This is a genomic window from Acidobacteriota bacterium, from assembly GCA_019347945.1.
GTDB lineage: Bacteria > Acidobacteriota > Thermoanaerobaculia > Gp7-AA8 > JAHWKK01 > JAHWKK01.
Map to the genome: position 1 here is coordinate 115,863 of JAHWKK010000009.1, position 15,327 is coordinate 131,189.

A 15,327-nucleotide genomic window follows, 5' to 3' on the forward strand; every position below is an offset into this window, starting at 1 on the left:
CCGCTCAGCGAAATCGCTTGTTCAACCGGCTCATCGAAAGCTTGTTCACCTTCTCGATGATCGGGTCGAGAACCTCGTGCTGCGCCGCCGACAGCGCTGCAATCCCGGTGCGCGCGAGCTTCAACATCGCTTCGGACTCTTCCTGTGAGAAGGTCCGGCCCTCGGCTGAGCCCTGGATCTCGACGAACTGATCGTTGTCCGTCGCCACAATGTTCATGTCGACGTCGGCCTTCGAATCCTCCCGGTAGATCAGATCGAGCATCGGGACACCGCCCACGATTCCGACCGAGACCGCGGCAATCCATCGCGAGAGCGGCCAGGCGAGAATCCGTTCTTCCAGATAATGGTTCCCCAGCGCCATGACGAGAGCCACGAAACCGCCGGTAATGGAAGCTGTGCGCGTCCCGCCATCCGCCTGAATGACGTCGCAATCGATCCAGACCGTCCTCTCCCCGAGCGCTTCGAAGTCGACCGCCGCGCGCAGTGACCGCCCGATCAGCCGCTGGATCTCCAGAGTCCGGCCCCCCTGCTTCCCCCGAGACGCCTCGCGCTGGGTGCGCTCATTGGTGGCGCGTGGCAGCATGCCGTACTCGGCTGTGATCCATCCCTTGCCGGTTCGATGGAGAAAGGAGGGAACTCTCTCTTCGATCGACGCGGTGCAGATCACTTTCGTGTCGCCCGCCTCGATCAGACACGATCCTTCCGCATTCTTGATGAAACCGGGGTTCAGAATGACCGGCCGAAGCTCATCGAAGGCCCGTCCGTCGATCCGCTCGACGCGCTCATCGTTCATTGAGCCAGCATATCAGGGCTGTCCGATCATGGATCAGCGCAACGGCGCAGTCTCAGGCCTTCAGACCCGCCATGCGGCTCTGCGACTCAGCCAGTACGTCTCTGTGGAGACTGTTGCCATGAGAGTCCATCGTAACGATCGCGGTGAAACCCTCGACCCAGAGGTGCCAGATTGCCTCCGGGCTTCCGAGATCGAGCCAGTCGACCCCATCCACGCGCGTGATTGACTCTGCACAAACCTGAGCTGCACCACCGATCGCATGCATGTAGACCGCACCGTATTTCGCGCAACCCTCCAGAGTTTTTGACCCCATCCCGCCCTTGCCGATCACTCCGCGAATTCCATGGTCGCGCATCACCTCCCACTGGTACGGTTCCTCGCGCGAGGAGGTCGTCGGGCCCGCTGCCTTGCACACCCACTTCCCCTCTTCCTCGATCATGACCGGGCCGCAGTGATAGATGATGTGGCCTCGCAAATCCACCGGGGGCGCGACTCCCTCGTGAATCCTGTGATGAACGGCGTCCCGTCCCGTGAAGAGCCGCCCGGTGATCGCGACCGAGTCACCCACTCGGAGCTCCCGGATCGTCTCCTCACTGACTGGCGTGGTCAACGCGACTCGGGCCATGCCATCCTCGCCTCGCTCGACTTCTCGAGCGCTTCCACCGTGCTATTCATACAGCCACTTCCTGACCGTTCCGTCGGCAGCCATTTCGACGCCTCGGCGCCGGTAAGCCCAGCACATGTAGGCCACGCTGACGTAGAAACTCGCTGGAAGCCGGTTCAGCTTGCCGATTTTGCAGGCCAGCAGCGTGGTTTTTCCGCCGAAGCCCATCGGGCCGATACCGAGTCTGTTGGCCTTCTCCACCACGCGCGACTCCATCTCGCCGAGCACCGGGTCGTCGTTCCGATCCGCCATCGTCCGCAGAAGCTGCTCCTTCGCATGCGAGTAGCCGGTAGCGCGGTCTCCTCCGATGCAGACCCCGAGGATCCCGGGACCGCAACCCTGTCCCTGCGCGCGGACGACGGAATCGAGAATCGCGTTTTCGACGCCCGCGAGGTCGCGCCCTCCGAGCTCGGGGTCCGGCAGGCTGTACTGCGCGTTCATGTTCTCGCATCCACCGCCTTTCAGAACGAGCCGTACGTCGAGGTAGTCCTCCCGCCATTGATGAAAATGAAAGACCGGCGAACCGGGGCCGGTATTGTCGCCGGTGTTTTTTCCGGTGACCGAATCGACGCTGTTCTGACGGAGATAACCCATCCGTGTCGCAAGTCGGACCACATCGGTGATCGTTTCCTCGAGCTCGATCTGGTCGTACCCGACGGGCGTCCTGATGAAGAAGATAATCGTGCCGGTGTCCTGACAGAGCGGGAGCGATTTTGATTTCGCCAGGTTGATATTGCAGCCGATGACATCGAGGGCGACCTCGGCGTTGGACCCTTCCTCTTCGTCGCCTCTCGCCTCGGAGATTGCCCAGGCGACGTCGTCGGGAAGGATCGTGCTGGTCTTCCGGATGAGCTCGAGAATCGTCCGTCCGGACTCGGGCAGACGAGCGGTTTCATCCTGAATCGGTTCGGCAGTCATTTCTCCTCCGCATTACTCATCCGCCGCGCATCACCGGGCGTTTCAACTCCCGTCAGCCCCCCGCTCTTCCACTTGCGCGGCGGCGGTTACATTACTGCAGGGACGAAATGATCTGTATAGAATGAGGCCTCGGCGACCGCCCCGACAGCGGCGGACCTGAGTACATCCATCAACACCAATCAGGAGGAATCATGATTTCCAACCAATCGCGCTCGCTCGTGATGGCACTGGCAATCCTCGCGCTTGTCCTGCCCCTTGCGGCACAGGACATTTCGGCCTGGGAGGACCGCACGACTGTCACTACTCTCGACAACGGGCTCACCGTCGTCGTCGTCGAGCGCCACGAGGCGCCGGTGTTCTCGTTCTTCACCCATGTCCGCGCCGGAGGAGCCCAGGAAGTCCCCGGGATTACCGGTCTCGCTCACATGTTCGAGCACATGGCTTTCAAAGGAACCTACGACATCGGAACCGAGGATTACGCGGCGGAGAGGGCAGCTCTCGAAGAAGTCGAGCGCGCCTACGTCGCCTACGATCGAGCCCGCCGCATGGAGACGGGCGCCGACCAGGCGGAGATCGAGCGGCTGGAACAGGGCTGGCGTGATGCGATGGAGCGTGCCGACAGCTTCGTGAAGAGTAACGAGTTCGGCGAGATCATCGACCGGGTCGGCGGAGTCGGACTCAACGCGTTCACCAGCTCCGATGAGACCGGCTATTTCTATTCGATGCCCGCCAATCGACTCGAGCTCTGGGCATATCTCGAGTCGGAGCGATTCATCGAGCCGGTGATGCGGGAGTTCTACAAAGAGCGCAACGTCGTGACCGAAGAACGCCGGATGAGAACCGAGAGCAACCCCATCGGGCGTCTCATCGAGCAATTTCTCGCAACGGCCTTCACCGCCCATCCCTACGGCCAGCCAGTCGTCGGGTGGCCTTCCGATCTCAGCACTTTCTCCGCCACCGACGCGATGGAGTTCTACAGAAAGTACTACGTTCCTTCGAACATGGTCGTGACGCTCGTCGGTGACGTCACTTCGGAGACGGCGCTTCCAATCATCAGAAAGTACTTCGGCAGGATTCCAGCCGGCGACCCGCCTCCGATCCTTCGGACGAGCGAACCGCCTCAATTCGCAGAGCGGGAAGTCATTCTGGTCGACGAATCGCAGCCCTTCTACATCGAGGGTTACCACAAGCCCGCGGCGAATCATCCCGACAACGCGATTTACAACGCGATCTCCGACATCCTGTCTAATGGCCGCACCTCGAGGCTTTACCGCGCACTGGTCAGAGATCAGCAGATCGCGGCAGTCGCCGCCGGATTCAACAACTTCCCCGGCGACCGGTACTCGAACCTGTTCGCCTTCTACGGGGTACCGACTCCCGGTCACACCCCGGAGGAGATCCGCGACTCGATCCACGCCGAGATCGACCGGCTCAAGACCGAAGCGGTCTCCGAGGACGAACTCCAGATGGTGAAGACCCGCGCCAAAGCTTCGCTGCTTCGCCAGCTCAGAAGCAATCAGGGAATCGCCATTCAGTTCGGTACCTACCAGTCGACCCAGGGGGACTGGCGAGAGCTGTTCCGGGATGTCGAGGAGATCGACGCCGTAACGGCTGACGACATCCTTCGGATTGCAAACGAAACGTTCACGGACGCCAATCGGACATCGGCAATGATCCGATCGACGAACATGGCAGGAGGTGCCCAGTGAAAACCAGACTCAGCCTTCTGTTGATCACACTGGCAGTAACAATCGCAGGATGTGCGACGTCCGACTCGGCAACGACGTCGAGCCGCGCCGCCGGCATTCCTGATACCTGGACCGCAATCTCGACGCCGGAGCTCCGCTCATTCGACATCGCCGAACCGAAACGGATCGAGCTCTCCAACGGGCTGGTGATCTTTCTTCAGGAAGACCACGAGGTGCCGCTGATCAAGGGCATCGTCACCATTCGCGGCGGTGAGCGCAACGTGCCGGGATCGAAGGCCGGCCTGACCGACGTCTACGGCCAGGCGTGGCGCACCGGCGGAACGACGTCGATGACCGGCGACGAAATCGACGAGATGCTCGAAGCCCGCGCCGCAATCGTCGAAACGTATGCCGACGTCGACTCGAGCGGAATGACGTGGGATTCGCTCACGGAAGACTTCGAAACCACTTTCGGTGTGGCGATGGATCTCCTTCAGAACCCCGAGTTCCGCGAGGAGAAGATCGGACTCGCGAAGAATCAGGTTCGTACGGGCATTGCTCGTCGAAATGACAACCCGGCCGCGATCGCGTCCCGCGAAGCGAGGAAACTCGTCTATGGGACCGGCTCGCCATACGCCCGGAACGTCGAGTACGACACGCTCGCGGCGGTCGATCGAGACGATCTGATCGCCTTCCACGAGCGCACCGTCCACCCGAACAACATGATCATCGGCATCGTCGGCGACTTCGATCCGATCCAGATGGAATCGCGCCTCCGACGCGCCTTCGGCGACTGGGACCGCGGCCCTGAGATCGAGGCGCCGGTCATCGCGCTGGAAACAGCCGATCCTGGCGTGTACTTCATCCCGAAGAACGACGTCACGCAAAGCAACATCAGGATCGTGGCTCCCGGCGCGCTCCGCGACGACCCCAACTACTACGCCCTTCGCGTGATGAACGAGATTTTCGGCGGCGGCTTTTCTGCCCGGCTCTTCTCCCGCATCCGCTCGGATCGCGGGCTCGCATACTCGGTCGGTGGCGGAGTCGGTACTGCTTACGATCACCCCGGTCTGTTCCAGATCAGCATGGGAACCAAGAGCGGCACGACCCTCGAAGCGATCAAGGCGCTTTATGGTGAGATCGAGTCGTTCCAGGCAGGCCCGATCGAGGAAGCTGAGCTCACCCGTGCTCGTGAATCGCTACTCAACTCGTTCATCTTCAGCATCGACTCGAAAGAGGAGGTTTTGCGGGAGAAGATGACGCTCGAGTTCTACGGCTATCCGCTCGATATGATCGACCGATTCCAGTCGGAAATCAGCAGCGTCACTCTCGACGACGTACAGCGCGTCGCACGGGATTACATCGACCGCGAGAACCTCGCGGTTGTGGTCGTCGGAAAGGCGGACGACTTCGACGCCGATCTCTCGACCCTCGGTCCCGTGACCGAGATCGACATCGCGATTCCGGAACCCGGCTCGACATCAATGGTCGAGCTCGAGACGGATGCCGCCGGCCAGAGCACCCTCGACAAAGTCGTCCGGGGCCTCGGCGGCGCTGCCGCGGTCGACCGGGTCCGCTCGATCCGACGAGTCGCCGACATCAACATCACGCTTCCGCAGGGCCAGGGCGCGATGAGCGCCAAACTCGACTCGGTCGAGAAGTACCCGGGCTCGTTCCGCCAGACGATCGCTCTGCCGATGGGACAGATGACGACCATCGTCGGCGATGACGTCGCCGTGATGATGACACCCGGCGGCAACCAGGCTCTTCCGGCGGCGCAGCGGCAGGAAACACTCAAACAGCTCACCAAGTCGCCAATCAATATCGTCCAGCATCGCAACGATGCCGCCTACCGCTTCTCCTCGGGCGGCACCCAAACGATTGATGGCAGGACCGTCGAGGTGCTCGACGTCGATGCAGCCGGCGTTCGAATTCGCTGGTTCGTCGATCCGCGAAGCGGCTACATTGTCCGCAGCGAAGGAGGAAGCCTCAGCATGATGGGCACTCCGGTGAACGAAAGAGTCGACTACTCCGATTTTCGCAACGTCGAGGGAATCGTTCAGCCTTACAGGATGACGGTTTACGAAGACGGCAATCAGGCGGCTTCGATCAATATCACCGAGATCGATGTTAACCCGACCGTCGCTCCCGACTTCTGGATGGTGCCGTCGAACTAGCGGATATCCACGAACCGCGATGAAAAGGGGGCCGGGATTTCCGGCTCCTTTTTTTGTCATTCTGAGCCGGCGAAGCACGGCGAAGAATCTGGGGGCCGGCTCGTGAATCGACCTTGCCGCTCAGAGTCATGCTTCAATCACGACCACCAGCCAGATTCTTCGCCGCGCTTCGCCGGCTCAGAATGACGAGGGTGTGGCGATGTCGAGAGCCTCAACCTCCTACCCGGCCAGCGATCGAATCCCGTTGATGATGAACTGAACACCGATCGCGCCGAGCAGCAACGCCATGACTTTGGCGAACACCGCCTGACCCCGCTCTCCGATGAGCCGCGAGACCGGAACTGCAATCAGCATCACCAGCCAGGCCGCGATCCCCACGGCGAAAATCGCCCCGATCACCGCGAGGCGCTGTTCGAAGTCCCGGTAGAGATTCACGAACACCATGACGGAGCTGATCGCACCCGGCCCTGCGAGCATCGGGATGGCGATCGGCACAATCGCAACCGACATCGGATCACCCGACCGCTCCGGCTCGGCAGTGTCCACGGCTTCGTCCCAACTCGGCTGGTTCGGCTCGTAGCGATTCTCGTCCTGAATCAGATTCCGAAGAGCACGCGTCAGAAAGAGAATGCCTCCCATGATCTGGAACGCCTCGATCGTAATTCCAAAAAAGCGGAAGAGATACTCACCGGCGAAGAGAAAGATCGTCAGCACGAGGATGCACGCGACGCTCGCGTAAAGCGCGACCCGCTTACGCGACCCACGAAGTGACCCCTCCGTCATCGCGAGATACGAGGGAACGATCGCGAGCGGGTTGACCAGCGTCAGCAGCGCGATGAAGGAGAGTGTCGCAATCCTGAAATATTCGGTCATAAATGCCTGGGACGGAACGAGGTTGCTTCGCCGGCGGACGAACTCCTAACCCCGGCCTGCTCGTCGCTAATCCCGGTCTCAAATATGATGGAGCTCGATGGCTTACCTCACGCTGTTGTCGCTCCACTCGTGGAACCGCTGGATCGTGCTTTTCCTGGTCATAGCTCTGCTCGTAGCGGCCGTCAAAGGCTGGAATCGGGCCACGGACGCGAGGGCGCTCGAAAAACTCAGCCTTTTCACGATCGTTTCCATCGACGTTCAGCTTCTGCTGGGAATCATCCTCCTCTTTCTCTCACCGTACGTCGCGGGATTCGTCGCCGACCCCGGGCCCGCAATGTCCAACTCGGTGGTTCGATTCTGGGGGGTCGAGCACACGACCGCTATGCTCGTCGCGGTCGTTCTCGCGCATGTCGGGCGGATCAGGATCAAGCGCGCCGAATCGGCGATCAAGGCGCACCGCCGGGGTGCCATCTTCTTCGGCCTCTCGCTGCTCCTGATGCTTCTCGCGATCCCCTGGCCTTTCATGGCGTACGGCCGGGACCTGTTCCGGGTGTGATTCGGATTCACTTTTCACCGAGTACTCTGGTCCGAAGCTCATCGATCGCACCGTCCAGCACTCCGGCCACTCTACGATAGCTCTCGATCCCGAAACCGAAAGGGTCCTCGACCTCCAGTACGAGGAGCCGATCTTCGGCGACGCCGAAATCCGAGCGGAGCCGTTCGGCAATCCCTTCGGTCAGCGCCACGACATGGTCGTAGCGATCGAGATCGAGACCGCTCACGTGCCTCGCCCGGTGTTGTGACAGATCGAGGGAGCGTTCCCGCGCGACCTCCATCGCTTCGTGTGTCGAGGGGTTCCCCTCCCAGGCGGCGACGCCCGCGCTCTCCACTTCGACTTCATCACCCCAGACGTCCCGCGCCATCACCTCCGCCAGAGGGCTTCTGCAGATATTTCCGAGGCATACAAAAAGGACCAGAGGGCGGGATCGCTCTTCCACGGCGCAAGCCTGTCACGAGGCGTGCAGCCCGGCAAGAGGATGACTCCGGAGCTCGTTGTTCGATCCGTGAACCGTGGGGCCCTCCTCTATACTGGCTCTGATGATCGGTTGCGACGAAAAGGAAGCACGCAATCTCCGGCTGGCGCTCGAGCTTTTCGAGGCCGGTGAAGAGCTGAAGCGTCAGGCGCTCAGGCGGGCCCATCCCGAGGTCACCGAGACCGAGATCGAATCGATGATCATCGCCTGGTTGAGAGAGCGTCCTGGAGCACCGCACGGAGACTCTCCCGGCCGGCGCATCTCGCTGGATGAGCTCCTCAGTCGATGAACCGGCTTCAGCGAATTCTCGAAAGGGTGAAAACCGATCTCGATTCGCTCGGAGTCCCCTGGTGTCTGGCCGGAGGGCTCGCGGTTTCCGTCTGGGGCGAACCAAGGTTGACGCGCGACATCGACGTCATCGTCGCTGTGAGCTCAGACCAACAGACTGAAGAACTGATTCGGCAGCTTCAGGATGACAGCCGTTTGGATGTGACGAGGGCTAAACGGGGTTCGAGGTTCGGCGAAATGATCTCGCGCGATTCCCTCCGACGTCATTCTGAGCCCGGCGAAGCGCGGGCGAAGAATCTGGGCGGGGGATCGTGAGTGAGCGGTGCAGGCGATGGTCACGTTGAGCCACGACCGTCCCCCAGATCCTTCGCCGTCCTTCGGCGGCTCAGGATGACGTGGACCGCGTTGCACCACCGGCCACCGGCTACTGGCAACCGCCTTACTCGGATCCGGTGCGAAGCCTCACATATTTGTGGAGCCTCGAAGGGCCCGCTCTCGCCAGCGCTGCGCGGTCTGCGCGTCTCCGAGCGTTTCGTACGTCGTCGCGGCCGCTTCCCGTGCTCTCGGAGTAGGATTCGCCTCGACCATCCGTTCGATGATCGCATCGACCCGTTCGGGCCGGTTCGCGAACACCATGACGACGGCGAGACTCGTATAAGGCCGCAGGTTCCGGGGATTCGCGGCAATCTCCCTTTCGAAAGCCCGCGCGGCGAGATCCCATTCGGACTGTCGTGCATGCAGGTCACCCTGAACCGATTCGAGATCCACGACGCTCTGCCCTGTCTTTGCGGCGATCGCTCGGGCGCGGCCGAGCTCCGCTTCGGCCTCAGCGAGCCGGTTTTCGTCGAGGTAGCTGTCTGCGATGACGACCGCAGCAGCCAGTGGCCGATACTCTTTCGCCAGAGCCGCTTCTCTTCTCGCTTCCTCTCCGTTTCCTTTCCGCCTGGCAATCCTCGCCAGCAGAAGATGGGCGCCGCCCGGATTCCCGCCCAACGCCAACCGCGCGTGCTCCGCGGCGTCCTCGAGCTCCCCTTCCGCAAGCATCGCGGCGCCGGCAGAGAGTGCGAGCTCGTCGAGCAGCTCCGGAGAGGCCTCCATCGCCGACTTCCAGGCATCGATCGACGCGCGCCCTTCTCCCGCCTCGTCGAGCAGATCAGCCAGAAGAATCCAACCCTCCGTGAAGGCGGGACTCGCGCCGACGAGGGACTGCAGCTTCCCGATCGCCGGCAGAACCTCCCCCGACGAAGCTATCGCCGAAGCCTCCCGGAGCAGATCGAGATCCCCGATCCGGTCCTTCGGATCAGGCAGACTTCCTTCCGGATTTCGCACCGATCCGACGTACCCGAGCGCCGAAAGCCGGGCCGCCTCCTCGGGATCGACTGCCGTCGGGGCGACGATCTCCCTGTCGATGGCAGCCAGATGCTCCCTCAGACGGGCCAGAGCTCTCCGCTCCGTGCTCGCGATGTTGCGCTGCTCCCGAGGATCGTCGACATAGTCGTAGAGCTCGACGGCCGGAGCCTCGATCATCTGAAACCGCTCGTCGGCGACCGAGTAAAGCTCGCTCCATCCGAGATGAAACCGCGGGTAGAGCGTCTCCGCGTAGATGGTCGCGTGATGGGGTGCGGAAAGAAGTGACCGGCCATCTGGTGCATCGAATGGAACACTCGCGACCGCGGCGATCGTCGGCGCGATGTCGGTGAGATCGACCAGGCCGGCTTCTCTCGACCCCCCGTTGCGCCCGCCCGGGAGCTTCACCATCAAAGGAACGTGAAGCGCCTCTCGGTACAGGAATACTCCGTGCTCGAGCTCGCCGTGATCGCCCAGGCCTTCCCCATGATCCGACATGAAGATGATGAGGGACTCGTCGTAAAGACCGCCTTCACGGAGTGCGGTCAGCAAGTGACCCAGGGCCGAATCCGCTGCTTCGATCTCGGCGTCATAGTGAGAGTCCGGGTGGCGCGAGGCGAAGGGTTCGGGTGCGCTCCACGGCGCGTGTGGCTCGTACAGATGAACGAAGGCAAAAAAAGGTTCACTTTCCTGCTCGATCCACTCCACCGCCCGTTGTACCGTTTCGGTCCCGCGCCGCTGCAGTTCACCCGCCGATACACCTTCCGCATGACCGACCTCGTCGTCATACTGATCGAAGCCCGTATCCAGTCCAGTCGCATCACGCAGTACCCACGAAGAGACGAAAGCTCCGGTTCGATAACCGGAACGGCGGAGCGCCTCCGTGATCGACGGGGTCCCGGAGTCGAGATGAAAACCGATGTTGTTCCGAACGCCGTGCTCCGGGGGAATTGCTCCGGTCAGAGCGGAGACGTGTGCGGGAAGCGTCAGCGGGACATTCGTCGACGCATTGTCGAAAACGATCGAATCCGCAGCGAGGCTGTCGATGGCCGGTGTCGAAACGCGATCGTAGCCGTAGGCGGGAAGGTGATCGGCGCGCAGCGTGTCGACCGAGATCAGAATGATCGAGGGGGATCGGCTCGGTTCAGGATTCTCGCTACGCGAGCAGGACGGCGATCCGAAGAAGATCAGCGCGGCACAGAGAAGGTGGGTGGTGCCGCGACGCTCCAAGCAGAACCTGCGCGTGAAGCCGATCCTCCTCACCGCGACCACTTCGACGCCAGATCTTCGCGCCCGAGCTTCCTGTAGGCATCCGCGATCATCGGTGACGAGCCCGGGTTGGCGCGCTCGAGAGACTCCGCGGTCCTCTCCGCCTGTTCGAAGCTTCGTTCGAGCACATGGATCGCGATCAGGCGCAGATAGGCTTCCCGATTGTGCGGGAAGAGCTCAATCTCCCTACGGAAGCTCTGCTTCGCCTCGTCGATTCGGCCGAGTCTCGCGAGAGCATCAGCCCTCAGCATTTCCAGGGTTTCGAGCGGTTTCCGGGCAGCGCCGGCGGCCTGATCCAGCGCAGCCAGCGCCTTTTCGGGCTGCCGTCGCGCAATCTCGATCTGGCTCCGCACGAGCATCGCCTCGGCGTAGAGAGGATCGCCCGTCCGAAGCTCCGACAGCTCAACCTCGGCAGCGGCAGCATTTCCCGCGAGCAATCTCGCCCGCGCTCTTGCAATCCTGGCCGCTTCCGGATGCTGCGTTTCAGCAAGGTCTGCGTGCTCCACCGCCTCTTCGAACCGACCCAGGGCCGTCAGTACCCTTGCGATCGAGAGCGAAGTACCGGCGGCCAGGTTCGGGGCAGTTTCGATCGCGCGACGATACGACGTGTTTGCGTCCTCGAGCCTGTTCATCCGCTCGTATGCACGCGCCAGCAGGATCCAGGCATCTGCAAAGTGGGGATTCCCATCGAGCAGCTTCTCCAGATTCTCCACCGCATGCCCGGCTTTGCCCTCCTGCAGAAGAGCGTGTGCCCCGGTGAAAGTCTCGAGCTCGCCGATTTTCTCCTTCGGATCAGGCAGCGAACCTTCCGGAGCCGAACCGCCGGAAAGGTAGCCCAGCGACGCGAGCTTCTCGGCCTCGCCCGGATCGATCGCCGCCATCGGGCGAATCGTACGGTCATAGGATCCGGTCAGTTCACGAAGCCTAGCCACCACGCGCCGTTCATCGTTCGCGATGTTCTCGCGTTCGCCGGGATCGGTGGTCATGTCGTAGAGCTCGACGGCGGGAGCATCGATGAAATGATGGTCGCCTTCGACGACCGAAACGAGCTCGCTCCATCCGAGGTGTATTCGCGGATACATCGTTTCGCTCGTGATCGTGCGATTCCCTTCCGCAGCGGCTCCCTCGACCAGGGGCATCAGACTTTTTCCGTCGGACTCGAAGGTGCGGCCGGCAAGTCCCGTGATCTCGCCGATTGTCGCCGGAATGTCGAGAAGCGCAACCGGAGCAGCGATCCGCCGTCCTCTGTTCGAATCCGGAAGCTTCACGATCAGCGGAACCCGGATCGCCTCCCGATAGAGAAAGATGCCGTGCTCACTCTCTCCATGATCACCAAGACCTTCGCCATGATCCGACAGGAAAATGATCAGGCTGTCGTCGTAGAGGTCCCTCGCCCGCATCGCATCGAGAAATCTGCCGAAAAGTTCATCGGACGCGGCCACCTCTCCGTCATAAGGGCTCGAGGATCCGGCAAACTCCGGAGTCGGTTCATAAGGAGCATGCGGCTCGAAAATGTGGACGAAGAGGAAGCGCGGCCCCGCGGTGCGATCGAGCCAGGTGATTGCACGATCCACGGTCTCGGCGCCGGGACGAGAAAGCTCGCCCACGGCGTCAACGCCGCCACCAACAATCTCGTCGTCCCACGAGTCGAAGATGGTACTCAGTCCCGTCTCACTCCGAAGAACCCAGGAGGAAACAAAGCCGGCCGTTCGATAACCCTGCTCCGCCAGCGCGACCGGAATCGAGGGGATCGAGGGATCGAGCCTGAACCCGAGATTGTCCCGGACTCCCGTCTCGGCTGGAGTCCTTCCCGTCAGCATCGAGACGTGGGACGGAAGCGTCAGAGGAGCCTGCGCGAATGCCGATTCGAAGAGCACCGCCTCCGAAGCGAAGTCGTCGATGTGTGGGGTCGAGGCATTTTCGTAACCGTAAACACCGAGCCGATCGGCTCGAAGCGTATCGACCGAGAAGATGACGATCAGCTCCGGCCTGGAAGTAGCAGCTGTTTCCGGCGCCTCGGAGCTGCATCCGAAAAGAGCCGCGATGACGGCCGCGAATCCAATCGCGCGCTTCTTCATCCGGAGCTCCGGGAATCCAGCATCCGAAGACCCTCGTCATCCGAGGTGATCTGGAAAACTTCGCGCGCCAGATTGCGCATCCGCGGTCCGGGGTTTTTCCGCAGCGCCTCCGCGATGACCGCCCGGGATTCCGAAGCCCGGCCAGCGCCATGAACGACGAGCGCGAGCTGCGACCACGCCATCACATTGTCCGGAAAAGTCTCGACCTCCTGTTCGAACGCGTCTTCCGCCTCTCGCGGCCAGCCAAGCTGAAGAAGTGCATCGCCGCGGCGTCGCTCGAGGTCGCGGACGGGCGGGCTGCCGCCGTCGGCGATCAGACCGCGTATCTCGTCGAGACTCGAGAGTACCGCTGTCCAGTCCTTACGCCGCTCGGCGATCTGCGATTCCACGATGATGAGCGAGACTCGCCGCCCTCCGGCATCGATCGCACGTCTCAGTGCCTCCGCTGCTCCTTCGAGATCCCCCTTCGCGAGCCGGACGGTCGCGAGCACCTCCATGCCCTGAGAAGGAGACGTCTCCGCAGCGATCTCCGCGTAGGTCGCAGCTCCGTCGAAGCGCCGGGCCTCGAGGTTGAGCGTCGCCAGCATCAGGGCGGTCTGTGGATTGCCCGGAGATCGTCGCATCTGCTCCTCCATCGCGGCGATCGCTCCCTCGAGATTGCCTCTCATTTTTTCTGCCGCGGAGATGAGCCCCCAGGCCTGAAGAAAGTTCGGGTTCTCGTCGATGATCGAGCGGCCGACCGCGATGGCCCGATCGAGGTCTCGCTCCTGCAGGGCGCGCGTCCCCTCGCCGAATCGTGCGATGGTGTCGATGTGCTCCTTCGGATCGGGAAGCTCCACTGCGTAGTCCGACGACCCGCCTCCGAGGTAGCCGAGCGACTGGAGCCGGCTGACCTGTTCGGCGCTCTCGACTGCAGGCCCGGAAAACGACGTTCCCGCGAGCCGCTCCTCGAGGGTGCGCCGAAGGTCCGCAACGACTCTCCGCTGCTCTGTCGCGATATTGACGGCTTCACCCGGGTCCGCATGGTAATCGTAGAGCTCGACTGCCGGCGCGTCGATCAGGTGGTACTGGTCGGTGACCTCGGAGTGGAGCTCCTGCCAGCCGTAATGAAGTCGCGGATACCACGACTCCGCGTAGACCGACCTCTCTCCTGTCGGTTCCGCGAGAATGTCGATACCGTCGAATTCTTCGGGCACCGGCTCGCCCACCACTTCGAGGATCGTCGGCATCACGTCCGCAAGCGAGACCACCGCGTCTGATGTCTCCCCTCCCTTCTCATTCCCTGGAAGCTTGATCAGGAGAGGAACCTGAATTGCCTCGCGATAAATGAAGACACCGTGCTCCATCTCCCCGTGATCCCCGAGACCTTCACCGTGATCGGAGAGCAGGACGATGAGCGAACGATCGTACAAATCCATCCGTCGCAGATCTTCGATGAACCGACCGAAGATCTCGTCCGAGCGCCGAACCTCGGCGTCATACGGATCCTCCCCTTCGATTTCCGACGGGTCCCAGGGGAAGTGGGGTTCGTAGAGGTGGAGAAATCCGAATGATCTGTTTCTTCCGGGCTCCGCTTCGAGCCAGTCGACGAGCGCCTGTCGCGTTGAATCACCATCCCGCTGCCAGGAACTGATCGTCTCGCCCGCCATTTCGGTGACGAGATCGTCGTAGTGATCGAAACCGAGATCTGCTCCGGTCTCTCGACGAAGAACGAAGCTCGAGATCGCAGCGCCAGTTCGGTATCCCGAAGCCTTCAGAACGCTTCCGAGAGTGACCTCGTCCTCTGCGATCCTGTATCCGATGTTGTCGCGTACCCCGTGACGGTAGGGAAGTTTGCCGGTGAAGATCGTTGCGTGCGACGGAAGCGTGAGAGGAACCGCGCTGAACGCCTTTCGATAGAGGATCGCATCTTCTCGAAACCGATCGATCGACGGCGTTGTGCCGCGTTGATATCCGTAGATGGGAAGACGATCGGATCTCAGCGTGTCGATCGAAATGACGAATACCGGAGTGTCCGCATGCACGGACTCGATGGGCGCTTCGTTTCCGCATCCCGCGACGATTGCAGACATCGCCAGGATCGCGCCGGCTCGATGGAACGTCATGATCACGCGGGCTTCAACGCGAGCCAGGGGTGTTCTACTTCACGAAGTCGTTTACGAAAAAGAAAAGCCTCGGGGTCTTGCGACCCCGAGGCT

The 15,327-nt window shown here is 61.9% G+C and carries 11 protein-coding genes and 1 pseudogene; 5 read left to right on the plus strand and 7 right to left on the minus strand.

The window, feature by feature from the left end:
• Window positions 1-4: 4 nt before the first annotated feature.
• Complete coding sequence (gene rph, locus KY459_08045) at window positions 5-793, minus strand: ribonuclease PH (GenBank protein MBW3564662.1); 789 nt, start codon at window positions 791-793, stop codon at window positions 5-7.
• A 52-nt stretch (window positions 794-845) separates the two neighbouring features.
• Window positions 846-2,375, minus strand: a pseudogene (locus KY459_08050) (fumarate hydratase).
• 191 nt (window positions 2,376-2,566) lie between these two features.
• Between KY459_08050 and KY459_08055 the strand changes: the two are divergent.
• Both KY459_08055 and KY459_08060 read left to right on the plus strand, forming a co-directional pair.
• Window positions 2,567-4,084, plus strand: coding sequence for an insulinase family protein (locus KY459_08055; GenBank protein MBW3564663.1), 1,518 nt, complete (start codon window positions 2,567-2,569; stop codon window positions 4,082-4,084).
• On the plus strand, window positions 4,081-6,240 hold the full coding sequence (locus KY459_08060) for an insulinase family protein (protein ID MBW3564664.1): 2,160 nt from the start codon (window positions 4,081-4,083) through the stop codon (window positions 6,238-6,240). Before KY459_08055 ends, KY459_08060 begins: the two co-directional genes overlap by 4 nt.
• 219 nt (window positions 6,241-6,459) lie before the next feature.
• On the opposite strand, the gene KY459_08065 is transcribed toward KY459_08060, so the two are convergent.
• Complete coding sequence (locus tag KY459_08065; GenBank protein ID MBW3564665.1) at window positions 6,460-7,113, minus strand: MarC family protein; 654 nt, start codon at window positions 7,111-7,113, stop codon at window positions 6,460-6,462.
• Window positions 7,114-7,210: 97 nt separating this feature from the next.
• Here KY459_08065 and KY459_08070 point away from each other — a divergent pair, with 97 nt between their 5' ends.
• Window positions 7,211-7,669 (plus strand): cytochrome B, encoded by a 459-nt coding sequence (locus tag KY459_08070; GenBank protein MBW3564666.1) that lies wholly within the window; start codon window positions 7,211-7,213, stop codon window positions 7,667-7,669.
• 7 nt (window positions 7,670-7,676) lie between these two features.
• On the opposite strand, the gene KY459_08075 is transcribed toward KY459_08070, so the two are convergent.
• Window positions 7,677-8,111, minus strand: a complete 435-nt coding sequence (locus KY459_08075) for a protein tyrosine phosphatase (GenBank protein ID MBW3564667.1) — start codon at window positions 8,109-8,111, stop codon at window positions 7,677-7,679.
• Between the two features lie 100 nt (window positions 8,112-8,211).
• On the opposite strand from KY459_08075, the gene KY459_08080 reads away from it, so the two are divergent.
• Together KY459_08080 and KY459_08085 are read left to right on the plus strand one after the other, a co-directional pair.
• Window positions 8,212-8,436: a hypothetical protein gene (locus tag KY459_08080; protein ID MBW3564668.1), complete on the plus strand. Its 225-nt coding sequence runs from the start codon at window positions 8,212-8,214 to the stop codon at window positions 8,434-8,436.
• Window positions 8,433-8,750: a nucleotidyl transferase AbiEii/AbiGii toxin family protein gene (locus tag KY459_08085; protein ID MBW3564669.1), complete on the plus strand. Its 318-nt coding sequence runs from the start codon at window positions 8,433-8,435 to the stop codon at window positions 8,748-8,750. The genes KY459_08080 and KY459_08085 overlap by 4 nt, the downstream gene beginning before the upstream one ends.
• Before the next feature lie 147 nt (window positions 8,751-8,897).
• Here the strand turns inward: KY459_08085 and KY459_08090 are convergent, their stop codons facing one another.
• Genes KY459_08090 through KY459_08100 form a run of 3 tightly spaced genes read right to left on the minus strand, consistent with a single transcriptional unit; the run spans window position 8,898 to window position 15,234 of the window.
• Window positions 8,898-11,045, minus strand: a complete 2,148-nt coding sequence (locus KY459_08090) for a sulfatase-like hydrolase/transferase (GenBank protein MBW3564670.1) — start codon at window positions 11,043-11,045, stop codon at window positions 8,898-8,900.
• Complete coding sequence (locus tag KY459_08095; protein MBW3564671.1) at window positions 11,042-13,129, minus strand: sulfatase-like hydrolase/transferase; 2,088 nt, start codon at window positions 13,127-13,129, stop codon at window positions 11,042-11,044. The genes KY459_08090 and KY459_08095 overlap by 4 nt, the downstream gene beginning before the upstream one ends.
• Window positions 13,126-15,234: a sulfatase-like hydrolase/transferase gene (locus tag KY459_08100; GenBank protein MBW3564672.1), complete on the minus strand. Its 2,109-nt coding sequence runs from the start codon at window positions 15,232-15,234 to the stop codon at window positions 13,126-13,128. The genes KY459_08095 and KY459_08100 overlap by 4 nt, the downstream gene beginning before the upstream one ends.
• Window positions 15,235-15,327 lie beyond the last annotated feature (93 nt).

What these genes read in the sequence shown, in the direction of transcription:
- rph (MBW3564662.1), bottom strand. Translation starts at nt 793, where the DNA reads ATGAACGATGAGCGCGTCGAGCGGATCGACGGACGGGCCTTCGATGAG.
- KY459_08055 (MBW3564663.1), top strand. Translation starts at nt 2,567, where the DNA reads ATGATTTCCAACCAATCGCGCTCGCTCGTGATGGCACTGGCAATCCTC.
- KY459_08065 (MBW3564665.1), bottom strand. Translation starts at nt 7,113, where the DNA reads ATGACCGAATATTTCAGGATTGCGACACTCTCCTTCATCGCGCTGCTG.
- KY459_08070 (MBW3564666.1), top strand. Translation starts at nt 7,211, where the DNA reads ATGGCTTACCTCACGCTGTTGTCGCTCCACTCGTGGAACCGCTGGATC.
- KY459_08080 (MBW3564668.1), top strand. Translation starts at nt 8,212, where the DNA reads ATGATCGGTTGCGACGAAAAGGAAGCACGCAATCTCCGGCTGGCGCTC.
- KY459_08085 (MBW3564669.1), top strand. Translation starts at nt 8,433, where the DNA reads ATGAACCGGCTTCAGCGAATTCTCGAAAGGGTGAAAACCGATCTCGAT.
- KY459_08095 (MBW3564671.1), bottom strand. Translation starts at nt 13,129, where the DNA reads ATGAAGAAGCGCGCGATTGGATTCGCGGCCGTCATCGCGGCTCTTTTC.
- KY459_08100 (MBW3564672.1), bottom strand. Translation starts at nt 15,234, where the DNA reads ATGACGTTCCATCGAGCCGGCGCGATCCTGGCGATGTCTGCAATCGTC.